We start from the raw sequence: 22563 nt of genomic DNA on the forward strand, positions 1-22563 counted from the left end.
ATCATTTCCATAGTGGTTTTGCCCGCATTACCGGTAACAAGCCTCGGATATAATTTATCATAACCTGAAAACGGTGTCAACCCAAAAATACTACTACTGCGATTCCACTTCATTCCCTTACATGAGTCATTTCCCTATGCTTCCACGTTTAAGGGCACATATGTTTAAGTATTCACATGTTGATGCAGTTTCAAACGAAATATTCCCAACGACTCATCGCTTGAATTGAATGAGATTATAACTAAAGTAAATGTTTTGAAGGATTTTTCACCTTAAATAGAGAAATGATTTAATTGTAGGAAGTAATTTTAGATAAAGGGGATTTATTCGTGAGGGACAAAGTAAAAGGATTACTCATTGGTATCACAATTGGATCAATGCTTACAGGAGTTACAGCTTATGCAGCATCAGGAACGCCAATAAAAGCTTTACTACAGAAAGTAAATATTTATGTAGACGGAACAAAGAAGTTGACAGCTAATGCAATAACCTATAACAACACTACATATGTACCAGTTAGAAGTATAAGTACTGCACTCGGTGAGAACGTAGCTTTAAAGTCAAACAATCTGTACATCGGCAAACAACCATTAATTAAATTAACAGGGAATCAAGCGTTTGAACTGTTATATAAAAAAATAAAAAAAGAAATCGAAATGTATAGTCTAACTGTTGATGAGGAACCAAAAGACGGAAATTATTATGTAATGCGTTCATACTCAGACAGAGAAACATATGAAGTAACTTATGGCCTTTACTACATACACATGTACACAGGGGAAGTTTACGAATGGAACTTCAAATCCAAGAAAATGGTAAAACTATAGTTATTAAAAGGCCCTTCTTTCGAAGGGCCTTTCATTATTGTTGAAACGTCACATTAATCTGTACAATCTCCGAACGACTACTAGTACGAATTGGAGGTCCCCAGAAGCCAAATCCTGAGGTTACGATGGAGTGCATAGAACCTTTTTGCAGATAACCCCAATCATTCTCGTAAATAGCCTGTGTGATGAACTGAGCCGGTGCAATTTGACCACGGTGGGTGTGACCGGATACCACCAGATCTACATTGTTCTGTTCCGCAATATCCAGATCATACGGCTGGTGATCCATCATAAGCACCGGTTGGTTCAAGTCAGTACCTTGCATTAAAGTAGCTACTTCTGCACGATCCTTCTCTGTGCGATCTTTCCGACCAATGAGGGTGATCTTGTCATCCAAAACGATTTTGTCATCGTACAGAACTTGCATGTTGCTCTTCTCCAGCGCAGCAATCAGATCTTCAATCGGACCATCGAACTTATCGTGATTCCCGAGAGAAGCATAGACACCGTATGGAGCCTGAATGTCACTGATAATATCCGCGATTCCGCTATTGAGGTACATATCCAGATTGTCATCAATAATATCTCCAGGATACAGCACCAGATCCGGCTTCAGTGCATTAATCTCCTCTACCATGCGTTTGGCATGTGCAGGGCCAGATAGAAGTCCGAAGTGCATATCGGCAGCCATGACAATGTTGAGCTTGTCTACACCATCTACTTTTTTATCAATCTGGATATTATATGTTCTCACTACCGGGCTGTAAGCGTTGAAAATTCCATAACTCATTGTAGACACCAACAATACCAGTGTAACAACACCTGCCCATTTCTGAGTGTGATGTCTCGGGATACGGGTTAATCTCAGCAACCACATCGTCAGGTGAACGACTGGCAGGATTAGCAATAACAACGAGAAGATCGCCAGCCAGTAAGAACCGATGATACTGAGAAACGAGATACTTCCAAACACACGTGCCAAAATGAAGGAAACAGCAAGGAATACAAGCGCTATAATATAAAACCATCGAAATCTGGCGGACACGACTGGTTTCATCCAACTCCAACCACTCCAGCCTATGTAGAACACTAATAAACCGTATACGACCAAAAACAATATACCTGCTAATACAAACATGCCCGGTCTAACCTCCACGTCAATAAGTTGTATTCCGAATTTTCATCACGGATGTAGTTCCGTCTGAACAAGTATAACGTAGTTGAAGAGTCAGATCATCTGTTTGCCCAACCCAGATTCGTACATTTTATTACAATTTGATGATATTCAAATTCGAACCGTTAACGAGAAAAAGCACCCTTGCAGGTACCATGAAGTTGAATTCATGAATAACTGCAAGAATGCTATATATTCGGAACTGATATTACTCGTTAGTGTCCATCCACTGGAAGTGGAATGAACCTTCTTTGTCCACACGTTTGAATGTGTGAGCGCCGAAGTAGTCACGTTGTGCTTGCAGCAAGTTTGCTGGCAAACGCTCTGTACGGTAGCTGTCGTAGTAAGAAAGAGCGCTGGAGAAGCCAGGTACCGGAATACCTTGTTTTACAGCAGCCGCTATAACTTCACGCCATGCACCTTGATAAGACTCAACGATGTTTTGGAAGTAAGGATCCAAGAGCAAGTTTTTCAGAGCTGCATCCTTATCATAAGCTTCTTTGATATTTTGCAGGAATTGCGAACGGATGATACATCCGCCACGGAAGATCATGGCAATGTTGCCGTATTTCAGATCCCAGCCATACTCGTCGGAAGCTGCACGCATTTGGGCAAATCCTTGTGCATAGGATACGATTTTACTTGCAAACAATGCTTTACGCACGTTCTCGATGAACGCTTTTTTGTCGCCAGAGAATGCTTCAGTCGCTGGTCCATTGAGGATTTTGCTAGCTGCAACACGCTCGTCCTTCATGGCAGACAGGAAACGGGAGAATACGGATTCTGTAATCATGGACAATGGTACGCCGAGATCCAGCGCGCTTTGGCTTGTCCATTTACCTGTTCCTTTTTGTCCAGCCGCGTCCAGAATAACGTCAACCATTGGTTTGCCTGTTTCTGGATCGTATTTGGAGAAGATATCTGCCGTGATTTCGATCAGGTAGCTGTCTAGCTCCCCTTGATTCCACTCGGTGAAGATCTCATGTAACTCTTCAACGGAAACGTTCAATACGGATTTGAGCAAGTGATAAGCTTCACCAATCAACTGCATATCTCCGTACTCGATACCGTTATGCACCATTTTCACATAGTGTCCGGCACCGTCTGGTCCGATATATGTGCTGCAAGCGTCATCGCCAACTTTGGCAGAGATCGCTGTCAGGATCGGTTCTACCAACTGATAAGCACTTTCCTGACCGCCTGGCATGATTGCCGGGCCTTTCAGGGCGCCTTCTTCACCACCGGATACACCTGCTCCGATGAAGCGGAAACCTTTTTCTTCCAGTTCTTTACTGCGACGTTGTGTGTCAGGGAAGTAAGCATTACCTCCATCGATAATAATGTCGCCTTGATCCAGATGAGGAAGCAGTTGCTCGATCGTTGCATCTGTTGCTTTACCTGCTTGCACCATGATCAGAATTTTACGCGGAGATTCCAGGGATTCCACGAATTCTTCAATAGTGAACGCACCTGTCAGGTTTTTACCTTCTGCTTCTTTCAGAAGATCGTTCGTTTTCTCAGGGGAACGGTTAAATACCGATACCGAGAAACCTTTGCTTTCAATATTCAAAGCCAGGTTTTTACCCATTACTGCCAATCCAATAACACCAATCTGTTGTTTACTCATTATGTCCTCCCAATGCTCCATGATTTATATAGTTTTATTTTAATCTGAAACGAATATATGTTCAGTGATTATTGTACTGTTTTTTTCCAGTCCGCTGCAAATTTGTCCATACCTTGATCTGTCAGCGGGTGTTTGGAGATCTGTTCAATGACGGAGAATGGAACAGTTGCAATATGTGCTCCAGCCATCGCTACACGTGTAACGTGATCCGGATGTCTTACAGAAGCCGCAATAATCTGTGCATCCAGGTTATGTGTACGGAACAATTCAGCAATTTTGGTAACCAATTGTACGCCATCTTCGGAGATATCATCAAGACGTCCCAGGAATGGAGATACATATGTCGCACCAGCACGAGCAGCCAGAAGCGCCTGGTTCACAGTGAAGATCAACGTTACGTTGGTTTTCACGCCTTTTTTGGTCAAGTAACGGCAAGCTTCAAGTCCTGCAAGTGTCATTGGCAATTTGATCGTGATGTTTTTGTCACTGTTGTTAATTTTGATCAATTCTTCTGCTTGCGCGATCATTTCTTCAGCAGTAAGGGCATCTGGTGTCACTTCCGCAGAAACGGACTCCACTTCAGGTACCAAACGCAAGATTTCTTCAATACGATCTTCGAATTTTACGCCTTCTTTGGCTACCAAAGATGGGTTTGTTGTTACGCCAGACAATACGCCGATTTTGTATGCTTTTTGGATATCTTCCACGTTAGCTGTATCGATAAAAAATTTCATGATTAAATTACCTCCAGATATATTTTTTTATTTTGGTTTAGAGATTTGCATTAACCGCCAAGGGTATGCTATTTGTAACTACAGACTCCTGATCCGCCGGCTCATCAAACCACCAGTGGTGACCATCTTCTTCAAGCATAACATCTGATTCAGCCGGTCCATAACTACCCGCAGGATACAGGTGAAGTGGCAAGAGATTTTCCTGGAATGCATCCAGAATTGGCTGCACCCATGCCCAGGACAATTCTACTTCATCCCAGTGGGCAAAGAATGTTGGATCACCCAGCAAAGCATCACGAATCAGATTCTCGTAAGCTTCCGCGAGGTCACCTTTATCCGGAGAAAGATCTATATGAACCGGTTTGAATTCACCTTTATTCTCAGGATCACTTGCATTCAGTTGCAAAGTCATGCTCTGATCCGGACTCATCTCAATGACGAGAAGGTTTGGTTTGGAACCCTTGTTTTTCAGCACATTTGTCTGTCCAGAAGGTTCTTTGAATTCAATCACGATACGTGTTGATTTCTCCTTCATTCTTTTACCCGTGCGAATGTAAAACGGAACACCACGCCAGAAGAAATCATCAATTTGCAATTTGGCAGCAATGAATGTGTCATTCATCGTATTCTCGGCTACACCCGGTTCAGCCGTATAAGCATTTACCGGTTTACCTTGAATGTTACCTGCTGCATACTGTCCACGGATGATGTTTGCGCCCACAGTTTGTTTTTGTAACGGCTGGATCGATTCCATAATGTGCTTTTTCTTCAATCCAACTTTTTCGGAAGTACTGTTATATGGAAGCTGGATCGCCATCATCATGAGCAATTGCAACATATGATTCTGGAACATGTCTCGCACTGCACCAACATGATCATAATAGGATGCACGTTCTTCGACACCTACAGTCTCATTCGCCGTAATTTGCACATTGGAGATGTAACGGTTGTTCCATAACGCCTTCATGATTGGGTTACTCTGATGCAACGTCTCCAGGCGCTGTACCATCGGTTTGCCCAAATAATGGTCAATCCGATAAATCTCTTCCTCCGTGAACGATTCGCTTAATTTGCGATTAAGGTCTCGGGCGGATTGTAGATCGTGACCAAATGGCTTCTCGATGACGAGGCGTTTCCAGCCCTCTGTGGAACCCAGCCCACTTTCTTGAATATTCTCGGCAATCGGTTCGAAAAATTCCGGACCAACCGAGAGATAAAACAAGCGATTGGACGGAATGCCAAGCTCAGCTTCTCTTTGTTCAACTAATCCCAACAGCTTTATATAATCTTCCTTATGGCTTATATTCAATACACTGTAGCGAAAAGCTTTCACAAATGACTTCACAACTTCAGGATCAGCCTGGCGTCTGGAAAATTCATGTAATGATTTTTCCACTTGAGCCTGAAAGAATTCATCAGACCACTCTCTACGCCCCAGACCAATCAATGAGAAGGTTTCAGGAAGCTTCTGCTCAAGATATAAGTTATATAAGGCAGGATATATTTTTCTTTTGGCTAAATCGCCAGTAGCACCAAATAAAACAATGGTAGTTGGTTCCATCTCACCGTTCTCCTTCCAAGTAACTCTGGTTTCTTTGTTGTAGTTACACTATAATACGTTTTATAGCTATACAAGTAATTAATATATTTCACAGGAGCTATAGACCACATCTATGACAACAAATTACGAACTATATAAAGTCTTTTATTGGGCCGCCAAAACGGGAAGTTTGACACAGGCTGCGAAAGCACTGTATATCACTCAACCCAGCGTCAGTCATGCCATTAAGCAATTGGAAGAGAGCTTTGGTCTCACCTTGTTTTATCGAAATTCCAAGGGTGTAGCGCTGACACAGGAAGGTGCCAGTCTGTACTCCTATATTGAACAATCCCAGATTCTGATCTCACTTGCGGAAGAAAAAATGGCCGCACTGAAGAATCTCGACAATGGTGAACTCCGGATTGGTGGCAGTGACTCCCTGTTCAAACATTACATGCTGGCGTATCTAGAGGAATTCCACACCTTGTACCCTAACATCAAGCTACATCTGAGTCATGGAACTACGCCGGAAGTCATCACCTTTCTGAAAGAAGGCAAGATCGATCTTGGTGTTGTTCGCATGCCCATTGTTGATCCACAGCTCGAAGTGAGAGAAAGCATTCAGTTGAAGGACTGTTTTGTAGCTGGGGAACGTTATGCTCAGTTGAAGGGTAAAGTCATGACACTTGAGATGCTTCTGGAGCATCAACTGATCCTCTTCTCCCGGAACAGCCGGGTTCGGATGGCTATAACCGAGTTGTTTAACAGCTATAATTACACGTTGAAACCTGAGATTGAGGTTGGTAGCGTTGATCTGTTGATTGAGTTTGCGCGTCGAGGACTGGGGATTTCCTATGTCACACGTGAGTTCATCTCCAAAGAGCTGGAGGAAGGTTCTCTCTTCGAAATTCAGCTTGATGTTCCGCTCCCCCCTTCCCACGTGGGAATTATGACCAAACGCAATATGCCAATTTCTCTGGCAGCCAACCGGTTCATGGATCTCATTTTCAAAGCCTGAGTGTCCTCAATGTCAAAAGGTACAACAAAGAGCCCCACCGTCCAGTTATGGATGATGAGGCTCTTTGGCCTGCATAAAAATTTGTGTTTATCTAACGATTAAAGACTCACCAGATAGGACGCGTCCAATATAAGGGCAACCTTACCATTACCGAGAATCGTTGCGCCAGAAAGATGGTTCATCGCTCCCAGATACGTACCTAGCGTCTTAATAACGACTTCCTGATTTCCTATAATCTCATCTACTGCGTATGCTGCAATTTTGTCAACGGAACGCACGATCACCAGTGGAATGGTTTTGGATTTACGGTCCGTTCGTGGATAGTTGAGCCTGTCGCACAGTCGGTGAAAAGGTACAATTCGTCCATGATTCAGGATCGCTTGTTGCCCCTGAATCATCTGAATATCTTCAGGTGAAATTCGAACAATCTCAGCAACATTATACATTGGCAAAATCAACACACGGCCCGATACTTTAACTAACAGACCTTTAATAATCGCCAATGTGAGTGGTAGACGAATCGTAAACGTGGTGCCAACACCAACCTCCGTATCAATATCAATGATACCGTTGAGCCGCCCGATCTGGCTACGCACGATGTCCATTCCAACGCCCCGCCCCGATACTTCACTGACAGAAGAAGCTGTGGAGAAACCAGGCTCAAATATGAGATGTACAGCTTCCTGTGTTGTTAGTCGTGCAGCCTGTTCCTCACTAATGATACCTTTGCCCAAGGCGGAAGTTTTGATCTTCTCACCATCGATACCTTTACCATCATCTGAATAACGAATGACAACATGATTTTCTTCATGAAACGAAGTTAATGTAATACGTCCTTTGGACGGCTTACCGTGCTCCGCCCGAACCTCTGCACTTTCAATGCCATGATCTGCACTGTTGCGGATGAGATGGATCAGCGGGTCACTCAATTCTTCAATAATCATCCGGTCAAGCTCAGTCTCTCCACCTTGAATAACCAGTTCCAGATCCTTACCCAGCTTCTGCGATAGGTCACGAACCAATCTCGGGAAGCGACTAAGTAGTTGATCAATGGGTAACATCCGTGTCTTCATGACACCTTCTTGAAGCTCTTTGATCACCCTGCCCATATGATCAGATACACCACTTATACTCTGGATGAGTGAGGAAGGTTCCTTACGTGCACCCGATCCACTAAGATCTGCGAGGGATGTCTGATCGATTAAAAGCTCTCCAACCAAATTCATCAAATGATCCAGACGTTCAACACTCACGCGAACCGTAGGTTGAGCCGTTTTCACTTTCTCTTCCGGACCCGTTGTAGCTGGGGTAGTCACGCTTGGTTTCGTTTGCTCTGTTTCAGAGATTAATTCAAGTGGTGCAGAAGTCGCTGCAACCTCATTGGATTCCAGCAGATATGGTTCAATCTCCAGCATATGAATATCCGAGTCTGAAGACAGCTCTGTCTTAAGCTGCTGTGGGTCCTTCGACGTTGCTACGATGATGATGAACTGACCATAATGATCATCTTCATTCTGCGCGCCCGGTTGGCTCTCCATGAGAGAAGTTGCAACAACCGTACCACATATGTCCTCAATGCGTTGTCGTAAAATATGATATCTGGCCGCTTTCATCATGCACTTCTGCTCTAGCACAATATGAATGGACAATAGTTGCTTGCCTGACACAATAGCTACCTGTGCCACAATCGATTCCGCTGGTTGCAATTGAGGTGTTACAAGTTTTCCGACGATTGCCGGGGTTTGAATTAGATCTTTTATTTCTCGAACTACCGCTCGAAAGTCTCCATAGGCTTCCCCACGGATGTACTGATCACGAAGCACCTTCATGGCGTCCAAAGAGCGGAATAACGTATCAATTAGCTCCGAAGTCATCTCTGGTTTCTTCTCCCGGACCCATTCAAGAGCATACTCCACTTCATGCGTGAGGTCGCTTAATTCACGAAAATCCATTGTGGATGCCGATCCCTTGATGGTATGGGCTGCCCGAAACAGCGTCTGAACCAGTTCTACAGAAGGCGAAAGCTCCAATCCCAATAAAGACTGATCCATACGTTCCAATTGATCATTCAGTTCTTCGATAAAGATGTCACGGTAGGCAGACAAATCCATCATTCGTATATCCCTCCCTAACCGCCCAATATTTCGTCCAGTTTCAAAATGCCCACAAGCTTGTCTTCCTGTTGACCGACACCATGGAATAAACCTTCACGGTTACGACCATATCCGCCGGTTGGCGGATGTATTTCCGAATATGTGGTTACCTTGTTTACTCGATCCACGATCAAGCCAATATATTCTTCCTGATGTCGAACTACGATAATACGAGTCGCTCTGGTGTCCGGTTCATCCGGCATACCCAGCAGGTTCCGCAGACTCATTACACATACAACCTTGCCACGCAGATTAACTACCCCTTTGATCTCTGGGCGGCTGAATGGGATATCTGTGATGCTGAGCATTTTAATGATTTCGTGAATTTCTTCGATTCGAATGGCGCAGGTCTCTGCACCTACAGACAGTTCAATATATTGTTCCTTCTGAAGTGAAGACATCGATTCACCCTCAATTCAATTGGTTTATTGGGTTTTGAAGGCAGACGCTGAATTCGCCAGCTCTTCAGCAAGATGTGCCAGAGACTGGCAGGTTGCCGCCGTCTCTTCCGATGCAGCCGCGGATTCCTCACTGGAAGCCGAGATGGATTCAACAGAGCTCATCACCTCTGCGGCTTGGGCTGCTTCTTCTTCACATGCAGCAGCAATTTCGTTTACTTTCTGTGAAGAGTTATTGACCATATCAATGATCTGATCAAACGCCTGGCCAGTCATGGAAGACTGCTCAACACTTGCTGCTACGGCTTGCACACTTTGTCTCGTATTTTCCTGCATTGCTTTGATGATGGCTGTAATTTCTTTGGTTGCCTCACCACTTCGTTCTGCAAGTTTCCGGACTTCATCTGCTACTACGGCGAATCCTCGTCCTTGTTCTCCCGCACGTGCCGCTTCAATCGCAGCATTCAGCGCGAGCAGATTGGTCTGCTCAGCGATATCGTCAATCACTTCGATGATGTCACCAATTTTACGAGAATCATCTTCAAGCTTGGTCATTTTTGTATTAACAGCTTGCATACCTTCCAATGAAGTCTGTACAACAAGTCCACCTTCACGGGCAGTCTTCACGGTATCGTTGGACAACTCAGCAGCTTCTTCCGCACTTGCAGCGACAGAGTTAATGGCAAGCGAAAGCTCCTTGAACAATTCGGAGATGTTTCCTGCCTCACTGGATTGGCTTGTGCTGGTGCTTGCAATTTCCTGTGTGCTAGCTGAGATCTGTTCCGAAGAAGCGGCAACACTTTGAGAGTTCATCACGATATTGTTGATTAACTCTTTCAGGTTGTCGACCATACGATTCAATGCCGCAGCCAGTTGACCCACTTCGTCTTTGCTAGAGATGTCTGATTTAAGGGTCAGATTTCCGTTGGCAACTTCCGTAGCTAGACCCAGCATGGCCATGAGTGGCTTCGAAATGGAGCGAGAGATGATGTATCCAATGAGGACACTGAAGAGTACGGATGCAACGACCATAACAATTGTTACTGCAAAGGAAGTTGTGTAGGCTTCTTCAGACTTCGTGTTAGCCTGATCTGCCAATGTTACATTGAGATCCACCAAGTCTGCGAGTGTTTTTACAACCTCATCACCCGGAGGTTTCAATGTTGATTTCAGGAATGTAATGAAAGCTGCATCATCATCTGATACCGCCATAGTGACGCCTTGATCATAAAGTTTCATATAGCTGGTATATTGGGTATCTAACTTACGAAGCAATTCCGCTTCTTCCGGGGTAGTAGCAAGAGGACGATACGTAGCAAGTCGCTCCTCCATGGATTGACGAATTGTAGCGATATTTTCCGTAACTCTGGTCTGTTCTGCTGCTACCGTTTCATAATTTAAATCTCGCACGTTAACTCGCAATCTCTGATAATCAACCTGAGCTGAGGACAGTTCCCTAACTGAGATCAGATTGTTGTTATACATCTCTTGCATTCGTTCATTTGTACTTCTCAATGTTACTACCGAGTAGACGCCAAGCGACGCGAGGATTATCGACACAATTAAAAATGCTGAGATAATCTTTGTTGCTGTTTTCAAGTTTCCAAACCACTTCATGTAATCTCCTCCTAGGCATCGTAGTGTCCAGTTATGTATATAACGCTTAGTAAACCCTTCTCTAGGTCGCGCTCCAGACAACTTACGATCTATTTCGACATAAATATATTAAAACTGAATAGGAAATTTTTATTTCTATAAATTTGCACTATTATGAATTTTTATTTCAGATATAAAGAAACTTCTTTTTAATATAATTTATACTTTTTACCTATTAAATTTCTTTTTCCACTTACATATATATGTATAATCTACATTCTGCATTGATTTGCAAATACATCTCCATACAAAATTTCATGTGATATGATTTTCTTATATTTACATAAGAAGTTGTATAGTTCTTACGTCTAACAAATATCATTTTCCATGCGTAAAAATTATGTATTTTGCTGCACATACTCAACATTTCAAGACTTAAGTCTAATAAATCCTTACTCATACTGAGTCCATTTTCCCATAAAAAAAAAAAACCAAACCCGAATTAACAAAGTTTGGTTTTGAAGCGAAAAAACACACTTTAAATTAACATAAAACCCGTTTAAAACTAATTACTTATGTGTTATATAGCTGCTCCAGTTCTATTAAGCGGTCCTTAATCCTATGCGGAATAATATCAAACAGGTTATCCCACGTCATGAACATCTCCGGTTTTAGTAAATATTCTTCGAACTCCATGGTAGGTACAAACGCTTTGGTCTGCAGATAACGCTCCACCTGAGCATCGATCAGTTCATTCGTTTCAAAATAACCTTGAAACAACTCATTCACAAGTAGCCCATCACATCCAGCTTCGGCACCTGCTGCACTATACAGGTTTGGCAATAACTCAAATACAACTGGAAGTGGTGAGAAAGCATGTTTGCCTGGCTGCGAGTACAGACATACATGATGTCCAACCACATTGACCCGTTCCTTCAACAATCCGCGTAGCACCTTCCCATGAAAGCTGGCTTCACAGTCTACTACCTCTCCATCATGACCCACATAAACCCATACATGCTCCATTTCATACAAATGTCCAATCTCATAATCCCACCAGATTGCATATTCAATTACATATTGTACTGCCTCGGTCGGAAACTTAATGTCCCTTCTGAACGATGGTGAAGGCCCAGATTGATGCAACACAGAAATGCCAACAAAATCAGGATAAAAGGGTTCGGCTCTGTCAAACATCAAGATAGGTGCATAACTCATTGCAATTTCAAGCGTTTTCAGTTCTGACATGTTCATTCATGAGTCCTCCGTTTTTGTTGGATGTTCATACTATACTAACAGAGAACGGAACACACTGACTCAGGCATTTTGAATTTTTATCGTAAGATTATTGCATCGACACATCAAAAAACCTGCAACTGTTATTCTCCAGTTACAGGCTCTGTACTTTGATAATGAATAAGGAATTTTGAATTAAGACTTCAGCTTACTGGATGGTGACACGGACGTCTTGGAAGGGGAAGTCGATTGATCAGAGACCTGCGTATCACATCCTATTGGAGGGCCCAGAATCGCATCATTTTTAATGGACGCAACGGCTCTGGCATACGCCTCTTCATCCAAACAGTACGCGCGGTGAGCCACCTCCGGCGGTGTAGCTGCCAAGAAATCCGCTCCAAACACAATATCAGGCGTTGGTTGATCAAAGATAGTTAATACATATACATCATCTGTCTCAGCGACAAACCAGTGAAACCAGCCTTTCGGAAATACCACGACCTGCCCTGGTTTCAGACGATATGTCAATCGTTCACGCGTAAACGGATTGAAGACTGACGCTGTAATTTCACCGGTGATGACCACAACCATCTCCGTGACATTGGTGTGCCAGTGCGGCTGCACAATAATTCCTTTGCTTAAGTACACGTTGAAGAAACCATTCGCAATGGTCGGCAGCTGTTCTCCAAACAACTGGGTTACATAGTTGCGTGAATCCCTCTGATAATTGACAACCGCATTGGAATCGGCTGCCAGCGGAACATTCGGGGCTTGTAAAATCGGATTCATCATACGATCATTTCTCCTCCTTGGGCATACATCTCATTGTTGTACTGTATGCCGGAGAATAGAAAGATAATACCGTTGACACATGTTATATATTGTTTTAATCCTGAACTTTAGGTTTCTTAGAATCATGTATAAACGAATTAGACACGTGTAGTAAGTTGCACTTACACCAGCCAATACCGCTACTTCTTCCCGCCGTAGACCAGGTGTTCTTCGCTGTCCATAAGATCCTGACAATCCAACCTGTTCCGGTTGAATGCGGCTTCTCCGTGATTTCAAGAACTCACCCAGTTTTTTGTTACGGCTCATACTTGTATCCATAAACATCGTTCCTTTTTATAAAAGTATTCAAGCCTGTTCGCCCCTATCCCGAAATGGTAGTCTCTGAATGACTTTGATATAATTCATCTATTATTAGTTCTGCAGAATACTTGGTTTACAAGTAGCTTAGCATCGATTGGTGCAGAACGAAAGGAGCGTAACATGATCCCCAATGTTGGAGATGTGTACTGCGTGTACGTCGAAAAATTACAACAATATACAGCCTGCCAGGTGATTGGACTGAAAGAAACGGAGGGTAAAACTTCCGACACGCTTGCCTCCGTCCTTCAGTTGGATTGGACCGGTGATCAACTGCCTAATGAGATGCAGCTTCATCAGATGAAACCGTTGATCTGTAATTTCTATTTCTGGAATGAACGACTTGTCCATAGTTTCGTGAGTGCTAATGTTCCTTCACAGTATGTGCTTGCAGGCAATATCCCTCCTCCCTACACCGAGGAAACAAATACGTATGGTGGAGGCTGGCCGATCGGAGAAAGTCTCTATCTCCAGCGTGAATGGGAAGGTATCGATGCGATCCGAAGAGCGCAGTTCAAACAAGCTGCGGATGATGACAAAGAAGTCATGGTTGGCAATCGTGTAATGCGGCGCAGTACGAGCACACTCCGCGATTTCAGGCCTACATCTGCGGAAGATGTAGCCGAACTCGCAAAGCTACCTTGCCTGACACATATTGAAATGGATGGATATACGGAATCGATCTTTCCATTTATAGAGGACAACCCGTTCATTAATGAACTTCATATCATACATCATGGTCAAACGATACTCGATATCAGCAGCAGTCACCTGACCAAACTTATTGTGGATGTCAGCGGGTTGAAGGAGTTAATTTTGAACACAAAGATGAAAAGTCTGAATTTCACAGGAGAGTTATCTCCTGATCTGCGTATCGTGGCTTATGAAGACGGTAAATGCATCACTCTCAATGTTCCATCGGGCCTGCCACAGGTTACGGGCATCTCACGGCTTGAAGGTCTGTATATCAGAGATATCACGGAGCTCAATCTGGAGCCACTTGTGCAGTATTATCCTGAGCTTTCAGAGTTGCGATTGTGGGGTAAACCCGGCAATGTATCCCATATAGAATCGATTCAGCATTTGGCAAATTTGCAAACCTTCACTACATACGACCTGTTCGGCTTCAAAGGTGAACAATTCCCTGATCCAGAGCAACTTCCAAAATTGGCTACGCTGTGGCTAACCAGCCTGCCTGCCGATGCAGCCAAATCGATTAAAACAAGATATAAAAAATCTGCTGCTGCCGGACATGATATAGAGATCACCAAAGCACGCAAACCGGAATGGCTTGCGGAGAACCTGAACAATCCATTTCGGGATTGGGATGGACGGGACCACATCAAGGCAGCTCACGCCAAAAAAGCAGCTCAATTGTACAAGCAGTGCTCGAAGGAAATCCGTCACTTAAGTCAAGATTTTAATAATCAGGAAGCTATGCACAAACAACTCGTCTCCATGGTTGAGAACTATACACAGACCTTCAACAAGATGGATGCCAAGACCGGCTTTATTGAAACTGTTGAGCGGGAAGAGATTTATGTTGTTCTAACGGAGTTACTGAATCAGCTACAACAGAATTTGGAACTGCGTCAAGATGATTTGATTAAGGTCAATCACGAGGAATTATATGAGGTATTTGATCGTTTGAGGGATTTCTAGGCTACACAAAAAGGGTCCTGTTATGAAAATGGCAGGACCCTTTTTTGCATGAATAGAATTTCTTACACTCTATTTTCAATAAGATGACGTGACTCGCGCAGAACCTTGGGTCGCTCGATCCTATGATAAGCCACACAATTTCAAGTAATTCAGGATCGATGCGGTATCATCAATGGAGGTGCGCAGGGCAATGTAACCGTCAGGACGAATCAATACAAGTTCTTTACTTGCGACATCGTAAACTCGATAGGCATTCCCTGCAGTGTCTATTATACCTTCCGCCCCCTCCACCTTAGATGGAAGGATATAATGCAAATGGAGTGCATCGTTGGTGAAGTTCTTCAGAGAAGGATCAATGTTGTTTGCAAAAGCCAAAAGCGTCCAGTGTGGGCCGCGCAAGAGGTCAAAGACACTTCCTGCAAACCCGGTGCCTTGTAGTCCAGTAGCATTAGGAGCACGATCTCCAGGAAGTAAACGGGTAGCATTTGTTCGAGCAGACGGATGGGTAAGCGAACTTGAACGATAGGAAATGAGAAGCCCGCTCGTCAGATCGTCGGATATGGTGCTCAAGGATTGGGACAACCCTCCGCCTTCAGTCGCCGTTCTTATAACGCCTCCCATCTTCTTAGTGCTGTCTTTGAGCACGGCCTGAGCCACTGGGCGGCGCTCCTCATCGTAGGTGTCGAGTAAGGCGGTGTCTGCTCCGTGTATGACAGCCGCCAGCTTCCAGCCGAGGTTGTATGCGTCCTGTATTCCCGTATTCATGCCTTGACCACCGGCCGGCGAATGAACATGAGCAGCATCACCGGCAAGAAAGACCCGGTTGTTTCGGTAACATTCAACCATACGAACGTTGACCCGGTAGATGGACAACCAAAAAGCATCCGTAAGCCGAACACGTCCGGCCCCGGCGCGCTGGTCAAACATGGCTTGATACACCTCTAGCGACGGTTGCTCTGGTTCATCAATGTCTGCCGGAATTGTAGCCTGCAGTTGCCAAATATCGGATTTTGGTAGCGGCGTCACCCCGATCATCCCCTCCGAAGAAGTCCAGATATGGATATGGTCACGATCTAACCCTTCCAATCGTACATCGCCAAGATACCATCGCTCATGATCATGTGTTTCCCCAACCAACGGTAAGTGTATAAATTTGCGGATATTGCTTTTGCCCCCGTCAGCGCCGACTACATAACGAGCACGAATTTGCTCTTCTCCTTGTGCTGTATTCAACGTTACCGATACACCATCCACATCCTGAACAAGCCCTACAGCTTCCATGCCCAACTCAACTTGACCGCCAAGCACTGCATATCGGTCGCGCAACGCTTTTTCCACATCAAATTGAGCAATCCAGACCGGATCACGATAGGGTGTCTCAAGTTCGGCGCTGGCTGCAACGGTAATAGTCGGCTTGTCCACACTTCTGCCATCTGCGGTATAATAACGAACAGGCAAGTCCACAACACCTGTATCAACAATGTAGTGAACGGCTTCCAAATCATCGATGACTTCAAGCGAGCGAGGCTGGATTCCTTTGGCGCGAGATGCAACGTTATACACGGTGCTTCGTTCAATAATACGATGGTTGACGTTTCGACGGGCAAGGTCGCAGGCAAGTGTAAGCCCTGTGGGTCCGGCCCCGACAATGAGAACATCAACAACAGACGGTATGGTATTCATGAATAAAAACCTCCTTGATCATTGATTTGATACGCTACATTTGTTACACTACACCGTACAGTGTAGTTTGTAAAGCAGGACTCTAATCCATTTCTGAAATACACATATAAGGGGGAAAACGTAAGAATGGATCATACGCAAAACAAGAAAATCCGCAAAGGCTCTTCAGACAAACGAGCTAAAATTATTGCGGCGGCACGAGATCTGTTTCTTTCGGAAGGGTTTGATCGTTCCAGTGTCGATGCGGTCGCAACTAAAGCGGGAGTTTCCAAACGGACAGTTTATGATTATTATGGGGACAAACAGAACCTACTGCTTGCCGTTGTGGGAGAATCCAGTTCGGCGGTTCTCGTCATGATTGAGCAAGGGATTTCAGACCACCTCTTGAAATTCGAAGATCTTGAGCAGGCACTCATCTTATTTTGTGAACAAATCATAGCTTCTGCAAACGGTTCGTCCGATTACAAGGCTTTGATCCGTCTGGTTATGGTGGAAGCTGCCAACCTGTCAGACTCGTTTTTTGAAAGGCTGGATAACGCAACTGAAGAGGGGATTATCAGGAGGTTTACAGAATTTGGACAAAACGGACTGCTCGATGTGATTGATCCTAAAATGGCTGCAAAGCACTTCGCTGCATTAACGTTTTTATTGGTATTTAATCAACCGGGAAAAATCGGGACATTAGAGGAGGAGCAAACTAAACGTATCATCACTGAAGGCGTACGCGTCTTTCTTTGCGCTTATGCCCCACAACGTAAGTCTTAAAATCGCCATTGTAAATGCCTTTTCTTTTTCCGGATAAATTCCATAATCTAATCGATCTGCGACTTTATTATCAATGGTAAACGCAAAAACGGAACGAAGCATGCTGATATCCTGCTTCGTTCCGCCCATCTTTTTATCTTGGTCCCATTCGTTAGTGAACTTGCTCTAATCTAAAGCAACCCTTTATTGAATGGAAAAAACTTCTTTTTTCAATAATTCATCTGGTGTCTGCCCTATCACATCACTGTGAAAATAATCGCGGATAACGCCATCTTGAAGATAGTTAGCGATCGATACCATAATCATTCCTTGATCCAGTGCCAGATAAGCTTTTGTAAGTTCTCCCGTTTCAACATTGACTGAGTCATAGAACCCATATTTGCCAAACATTTTGAAGTTCTTTAAAGCTTTAATGTTCTTTCGAACAGCTTCAGGGGCATAATCCAGGGCCAGGAATGATGCATGTGCTGTTACCGTTGCTCCATCTTTGTAACCCGAGGTACCTAACGGCGTTGCTGCAAACTCACTGTAACCTGTCGGAGTTGCAGAAGGTGAAAAGCCCCATGCGGCATACCCTTTTTCTTTGGCATATTCGATTTGCAATTCGACATGACGCTGGTTGTTCAATCCCAAAGCTTGAGTACCCATCTCTTTTTCCTTTATGACCATACCCGGCATAAGAGCTTCAAACATACTGCCTCCCCAGCTTGGCACAAAATTTTTGTCCTTGTATACATAACTTCCTTCAAACACATCCACTCCATCGTACTTAACGGATTTGCCTTGAGGAATCTGAGCTTGCCAATCCCATTCTTGAGGTAATGTGCGATACATCTTCCACCAATGATCTTGAGGAACGTCACCTTTCCCAATAGCAATATAGCTGCCTACACGTGGTTCCGTGTAAAACATTCCGTAATGGTGGTCCGTCAGCGCGCCTTTAGCCACATCATAACCTCCGCGGAATTGGCCTACTTCAGGATCATATAGCGGAGTATAATTCATATTTTCAACCAACTTGCTTGTTTCCCCATGAAGTTCTTCATAGGCTTGCCCAACAACAATTAAACCAGCGGATAACCAGCCATTATCGACTTGGGAAATAAATTGTCCCCAATCTTTCTTCACTGAACCGTCATCCGTGTTATACCAGTTATAAAATAGGCCGTTCCACTTTTCTAACTTTTCGAGGGAATGTATAGTCATTTGCAGGCGATGTACAGCTTCTTTCTTTGAAATAATGCCCAATTGTTGCGCTGAAACGGTACTCATCATATACATTGCGATGTTCGTGGGCGAGGTACGTTTAGCTTCTTCTGTCCCGTTTTCAGTGAGCCGCACTTCATCGTAAGTCAAGCCAGTGTTCTCATCCGTATAGTCCTCAAAAAACGTATAGGTTTTATATGCAATCGCTTTCAATTCTGTTCGAAATCCAATTAAATTGCTTGAGTCACCTGCTGAAGCCATAGGAGTTAAAGCTAGATTAGCTAACAGACAAAAAGTTAAAATGAAGCTGAATTGTTTTACTTTTTTCATGATTTTCTCCCTTCAAATGGATTCGAAACGTTTCGTGTATATGTTATCATAATTTTCCCATTTCCGTAAACAAGAAAATAGAACGCTTACAAACACTGAACATAATGTGGATTAATTATAAATGTGAATTCGAAACGTTTCATTAAAGGGACTACATTAAGGCAACTCACGTGGAATTATATGACGATTTGATCGTTTGAGGGTCTTTTAGAGATTCTAAATTGAGGAGATTAAAAGCCCGACTCCATAGGAATCAGGCTTAACCCTTCACGTATCCATTCTGAACCATTCTAATTTGCTACAACTGTTGTTCCGCAATACTCGCAGTCCGTTGATTGCTTGGGAAGCACTTTTGCCTTCGCCCCACACCCCGGGCAACTCACTGAAACAGGCCTTTGTGGCTCTTCAACTTTTTCTTCGGCTTTCTCTTCAGTGTTTTCCTTATCTGAAAAATTGATCTCTGTATAGTTAATTGTATTATGACTACTGTAACTCACGGTGTTGCTATTGTAACTTGAATAAGTATGCGGATTCGCATTTTCGCGATCAAGATGACCTCCATAGTCTCCCCCATAAAACTTTCGTTCAGGGACACGCTTTTTCTTAACACGTTTTTTCCTAAGCAATTTAATACCAAAAAACAAAAATAAAAATTCAACGATAATAACTCCAATTATGCCAAATAGATCTCCACTTTTGTGATTGTCTGCATTGAAAAAAGCAATGGGTGTGCCAATTGCATACACCATAAAAATGAACCCGAAAAACTTCCTCAATCTGATTCCTCCCAAACAAACTCTACGCCTAGCCGACACACTACAGGTATCCATCCGCTAAAGCTGTTACAGTCTATTTATGTTAACTACGACTACGAGATCCTCATCGTTGTTCCGCAATACTCACAATCCGCAGACAAAGTAGGATATACCTTTACCTTGGCTCCACACCCTGAACAATTCACGGCTACAGATTCTTGAGGTGTCTCGTCATATTTCTCATGATGCTGATCTTCGTAATTATGCTTATCAATAGAATCGTAGTGATGATATTGATCAGTCCTAGAATGAGATTTAGGTCGACCACACATTTTAATGCCCGTAACGAGAACGATAACCCCGGGGATAAAAAGAATTATTGTACTTATAATGGCCGTTTCTGTTCCTTCGGATATTAATATTAAAGATAACAGGATCGTCACGGACGAAAGGATAATGAATAAAATGCCAAAAAATTTCTTCACTGCGTTTCCTCCTGCAATTTATGATTTACTTATCAAGATCTGTTGATTGCGCTCTTTCAAACGGAACCTTAACTGGGAAAGTTGCGAAGCAATACGTTCACTATTTATCAATTCCCCTGCCTCGTACTGATTTGCAAGTTCACTGTTCATCAATTCAATGTCCAACAAGATCTGGCGGTCATTTTTCTCAAGTGAATCCGGAGTGATTGGGTCACTATACTTTACAAGTTCAATTAATGATTGAACGGTTTTGCGCTCCTCTTCCACAGTTAAGACGGGATGTTGGACCATAGTGTGAAGCAATTGCTGTAAAGCATTTTCGATTGATTGTAAATTTCCGATTTTTGTAAGTTCATCTGCTTCATGACGGCGCGCACTCTGAATATAGATCATAATGATTCCGCACAAAATAATTGCGATGGCAATCGTTACCGTATGTAACAATACGAACCAACGAAGCGCATGATCTGCTGAACCTGTTAACAAGGTGTAGATCATCACACACATCAGATAAATAACCAATACTACACCTAACGCTGTGTAACCTGGAACAAGCCTTTTAAACCGATCCATATTTTGCATGATGAACCGTGCGTAGATCCAAATTGCCGTAATCGCTACATAAGAAGCAACGAGATTCATCCAAAAAGAAAACGATAAAAGCGCATCATTAAACACCGTAAAAGAAACGATTGAGGATACTAACATGCATATTAAATAGACGACATCCAAAATCAAGAGATTGCTCCGTTTTACCATCACTATGCCTGTCCTCCTTCTTGCAGATTGTTTCCGCAATCGAGACAGAACTTCTGACCGGGTTTTACTTCATGTTGGCACCGACTACACTTCAAACTTAAACTTGTGCCACAGTTGCCACAGAATTTTGTATGACCGGAATTCATATGGTTACAATTTGGGCATGGGCTAGGCATCGGTTGATGACATTGGATACATTCCAATGCGCTCTCCGCATTATCCGCTCCACATGATGGACATGCATGGTATTTGTCACCACAGTTAGGACAGAATTTGGTTCCCTTCTGCAAGGCATGTCCACAATTGTTACAGTCTGTTGTTGCTGCGGCTGCGGATTGTTCAGCTAATGAATTGCCACATTTGCTGCAAAATGAGCTGTTCTCCTGGTTCGGATGATGACAATGCTTACATATGTGTACCGCAGGCGTTTCCTTAGTAGACATCACTTTAGACATCTGGGACATCTCACTACTGAAAGAACCACCAAGACCAACCCCCATGCCCATACCAAGCCCTGCGCCCATGATGTCTGACTGCATGCTTCCTTCATTTTTGGCTGCACCTTCAAGCGTGTCAAACGAACGTTCTTGCTGGTATGTGTACCCAATGATATCCATCTCAGCTTTGCGTGCCAACGCTTCTCTTAATCGAATGACGGAAGGGTCTTCTTCGGGCAGATTGACATTGTGAATATACAGGTTGATTAACTCAATACCAAATTCTTCAAAAGTAGAAGCTACCGTATCTGCAAAATGACGTGATATCTCGGCGATATAGGCATTGATCTCCAAAACACTTACTTTTCTATGTATTAGATATGATGACAACATGGAGTTAATATTCATGATAATCAACCCGCGGAAGTAATTAATCATATTAACTTGGTTAAACTCTGGCAGTGTTCCCACAAGCTTGACCAAAAATTTTCGTGAATCCGTAATTTTAATTCCCATTTGTCCAAATGTTCTTACGGGAACAATAATATTATACTTGGGATCCTGGATCTGAATCGGATTCGCTGTTCCCCATTTAACGTCTAATGCGCTAACCTGATTGACATACCAGACTTCTGCTGCAAAAGGTGACTTTCCTCCAAACGGAAGGTTAACGAGTCGGTTCAAGATCGGGATATTCGCAGTACTCAGCGTATGCCTTCCTGGTCCAAACATGTCAAGCGCTCTTCCATCCTTAAAAAGAATTGCTTGTTGAGATTGATTCACAATCAACTGGGTCCATGTTCCCAACTCAGTCTCGGGATGTTTCCAAGCAAACACATCAGGTGAGCCATCATACTTAATTACGTCAATAATCGCCATGTTCAATTCCTCAATTCAATATTAGATTACTATAATTTGATAGAAGCACTCTTGCTAAAACACTGATTCTACACTATTTCCTATATTAAAAAGCTATAATGATCTTTCATTAACTTGTTTTCATGTTTAGGCATAGATATTTTACCATTT

18 protein-coding genes and 1 pseudogene are annotated in these 22563 nt (G+C 43.4%); 4 read left to right on the forward strand and 15 right to left on the reverse strand.

Going from position 1 to position 22563, the window contains the following annotated elements; genetic code table 11:
• Positions 1-329 precede the first annotated feature (329 nt).
• Complete coding sequence (locus tag MKY87_RS03660) at positions 330-827, forward strand: stalk domain-containing protein (RefSeq protein ID WP_339783155.1); 498 nt, start codon at positions 330-332, stop codon at positions 825-827.
• Positions 828-861: 34 nt separating this feature from the next.
• Here MKY87_RS03660 and MKY87_RS03665 read toward each other — a convergent pair whose 3' ends face one another.
• The 4 genes from MKY87_RS03665 to zwf all read right to left on the reverse strand — a co-directional run bounded on the left by MKY87_RS03665 (position 862) and on the right by zwf (position 5923).
• On the reverse strand, positions 862-1965 hold the full coding sequence (locus MKY87_RS03665) for a metallophosphoesterase (protein WP_339783154.1): 1104 nt from the start codon (positions 1963-1965) through the stop codon (positions 862-864).
• A 244-nt stretch (positions 1966-2209) separates the two neighbouring features.
• Positions 2210-3628 carry an NADP-dependent phosphogluconate dehydrogenase gene (gene gndA / locus MKY87_RS03670; protein ID WP_289389573.1) on the reverse strand — a complete coding sequence of 473 codons (1419 nt, stop codon included), beginning with the start codon at positions 3626-3628 and terminating at the stop codon, positions 2210-2212.
• Between the two features lie 68 nt (positions 3629-3696).
• Positions 3697-4362 (reverse strand): fructose-6-phosphate aldolase, encoded by a 666-nt coding sequence (gene fsa / locus MKY87_RS03675; RefSeq protein WP_062835043.1) that lies wholly within the window; start codon positions 4360-4362, stop codon positions 3697-3699.
• 37 nt (positions 4363-4399) lie between these two features.
• Complete coding sequence (gene zwf / locus MKY87_RS03680; protein WP_339783152.1) at positions 4400-5923, reverse strand: glucose-6-phosphate dehydrogenase; 1524 nt, start codon at positions 5921-5923, stop codon at positions 4400-4402.
• Positions 5924-6035: 112 nt separating this feature from the next.
• Here zwf and MKY87_RS03685 point away from each other — a divergent pair, with 112 nt between their 5' ends.
• Positions 6036-6920 (forward strand): LysR family transcriptional regulator, encoded by an 885-nt coding sequence (locus MKY87_RS03685; protein ID WP_076328475.1) that lies wholly within the window; start codon positions 6036-6038, stop codon positions 6918-6920.
• 98 nt (positions 6921-7018) lie between these two features.
• On the opposite strand, the gene MKY87_RS03690 is transcribed toward MKY87_RS03685, so the two are convergent.
• The 6 genes and pseudogenes from MKY87_RS03690 to MKY87_RS03715 all read right to left on the reverse strand — a co-directional run.
• A complete protein-coding gene (locus MKY87_RS03690; RefSeq protein ID WP_340962977.1) occupies positions 7019-9034 on the reverse strand; it encodes a chemotaxis protein CheA in 2016 nt (671 codons plus the stop codon).
• 14 nt (positions 9035-9048) lie between these two features.
• Positions 9049-9474 carry a chemotaxis protein CheW gene (locus tag MKY87_RS03695; protein WP_017687852.1) on the reverse strand — a complete coding sequence of 142 codons (426 nt, stop codon included), beginning with the start codon at positions 9472-9474 and terminating at the stop codon, positions 9049-9051.
• Between the two features lie 24 nt (positions 9475-9498).
• Positions 9499-11088 carry a methyl-accepting chemotaxis protein gene (locus MKY87_RS03700; protein ID WP_339783147.1) on the reverse strand — a complete coding sequence of 530 codons (1590 nt, stop codon included), beginning with the start codon at positions 11086-11088 and terminating at the stop codon, positions 9499-9501.
• Between the two features lie 552 nt (positions 11089-11640).
• Complete coding sequence (locus MKY87_RS03705; protein ID WP_339783145.1) at positions 11641-12321, reverse strand: hypothetical protein; 681 nt, start codon at positions 12319-12321, stop codon at positions 11641-11643.
• A gap of 177 nt (positions 12322-12498) precedes the next feature.
• The gene (locus MKY87_RS03710; protein WP_338587415.1) at positions 12499-13095 is read right to left on the reverse strand and encodes a cupin domain-containing protein; all 597 of its coding nucleotides are present in this window, start codon (positions 13093-13095) and stop codon (positions 12499-12501) included.
• Between the two features lie 138 nt (positions 13096-13233).
• Positions 13234-13413, reverse strand: a pseudogene (locus MKY87_RS03715) (helix-turn-helix transcriptional regulator); the annotation flags it as partial.
• A 162-nt stretch (positions 13414-13575) separates the two neighbouring features.
• Here MKY87_RS03715 and MKY87_RS03720 point away from each other — a divergent pair.
• A complete protein-coding gene (locus MKY87_RS03720) occupies positions 13576-15114 on the forward strand; it encodes a hypothetical protein (protein WP_339783143.1) in 1539 nt (512 codons plus the stop codon).
• 120 nt (positions 15115-15234) lie between these two features.
• Here MKY87_RS03720 and MKY87_RS03725 read toward each other — a convergent pair whose 3' ends face one another.
• Complete coding sequence (locus tag MKY87_RS03725) at positions 15235-16797, reverse strand: FAD-dependent monooxygenase (protein WP_339783142.1); 1563 nt, start codon at positions 16795-16797, stop codon at positions 15235-15237.
• 126 nt (positions 16798-16923) lie between these two features.
• On the opposite strand from MKY87_RS03725, the gene MKY87_RS03730 reads away from it, so the two are divergent.
• Entirely contained in the window at positions 16924-17562 is a 639-nt protein-coding gene (locus tag MKY87_RS03730) for a TetR/AcrR family transcriptional regulator (protein WP_339783140.1), read from the forward strand.
• A gap of 183 nt (positions 17563-17745) precedes the next feature.
• Here MKY87_RS03730 and MKY87_RS03735 read toward each other — a convergent pair whose 3' ends face one another.
• From MKY87_RS03735 to MKY87_RS03750, 4 genes are all read right to left on the reverse strand, one after another.
• Positions 17746-19098, reverse strand: a complete 1353-nt coding sequence (locus tag MKY87_RS03735) for a glucoamylase family protein (protein ID WP_340962980.1) — start codon at positions 19096-19098, stop codon at positions 17746-17748.
• Between the two features lie 290 nt (positions 19099-19388).
• Positions 19389-19847 carry a hypothetical protein gene (locus tag MKY87_RS03740; RefSeq protein WP_340962981.1) on the reverse strand — a complete coding sequence of 153 codons (459 nt, stop codon included), beginning with the start codon at positions 19845-19847 and terminating at the stop codon, positions 19389-19391.
• A gap of 509 nt (positions 19848-20356) precedes the next feature.
• Positions 20357-21100 carry a hypothetical protein gene (locus tag MKY87_RS03745; protein WP_340962983.1) on the reverse strand — a complete coding sequence of 248 codons (744 nt, stop codon included), beginning with the start codon at positions 21098-21100 and terminating at the stop codon, positions 20357-20359.
• Positions 21100-22413, reverse strand: a complete 1314-nt coding sequence (locus MKY87_RS03750; RefSeq protein ID WP_340962986.1) for an SPFH domain-containing protein — start codon at positions 22411-22413, stop codon at positions 21100-21102. Before MKY87_RS03750 ends, MKY87_RS03745 begins: the two co-directional genes overlap by 1 nt.
• Positions 22414-22563 lie beyond the last annotated feature (150 nt).

The organism is Paenibacillus sp. FSL R7-0198, assembly GCF_038000415.1.
GTDB lineage: Bacteria > Bacillota > Bacilli > Paenibacillales > Paenibacillaceae > Paenibacillus.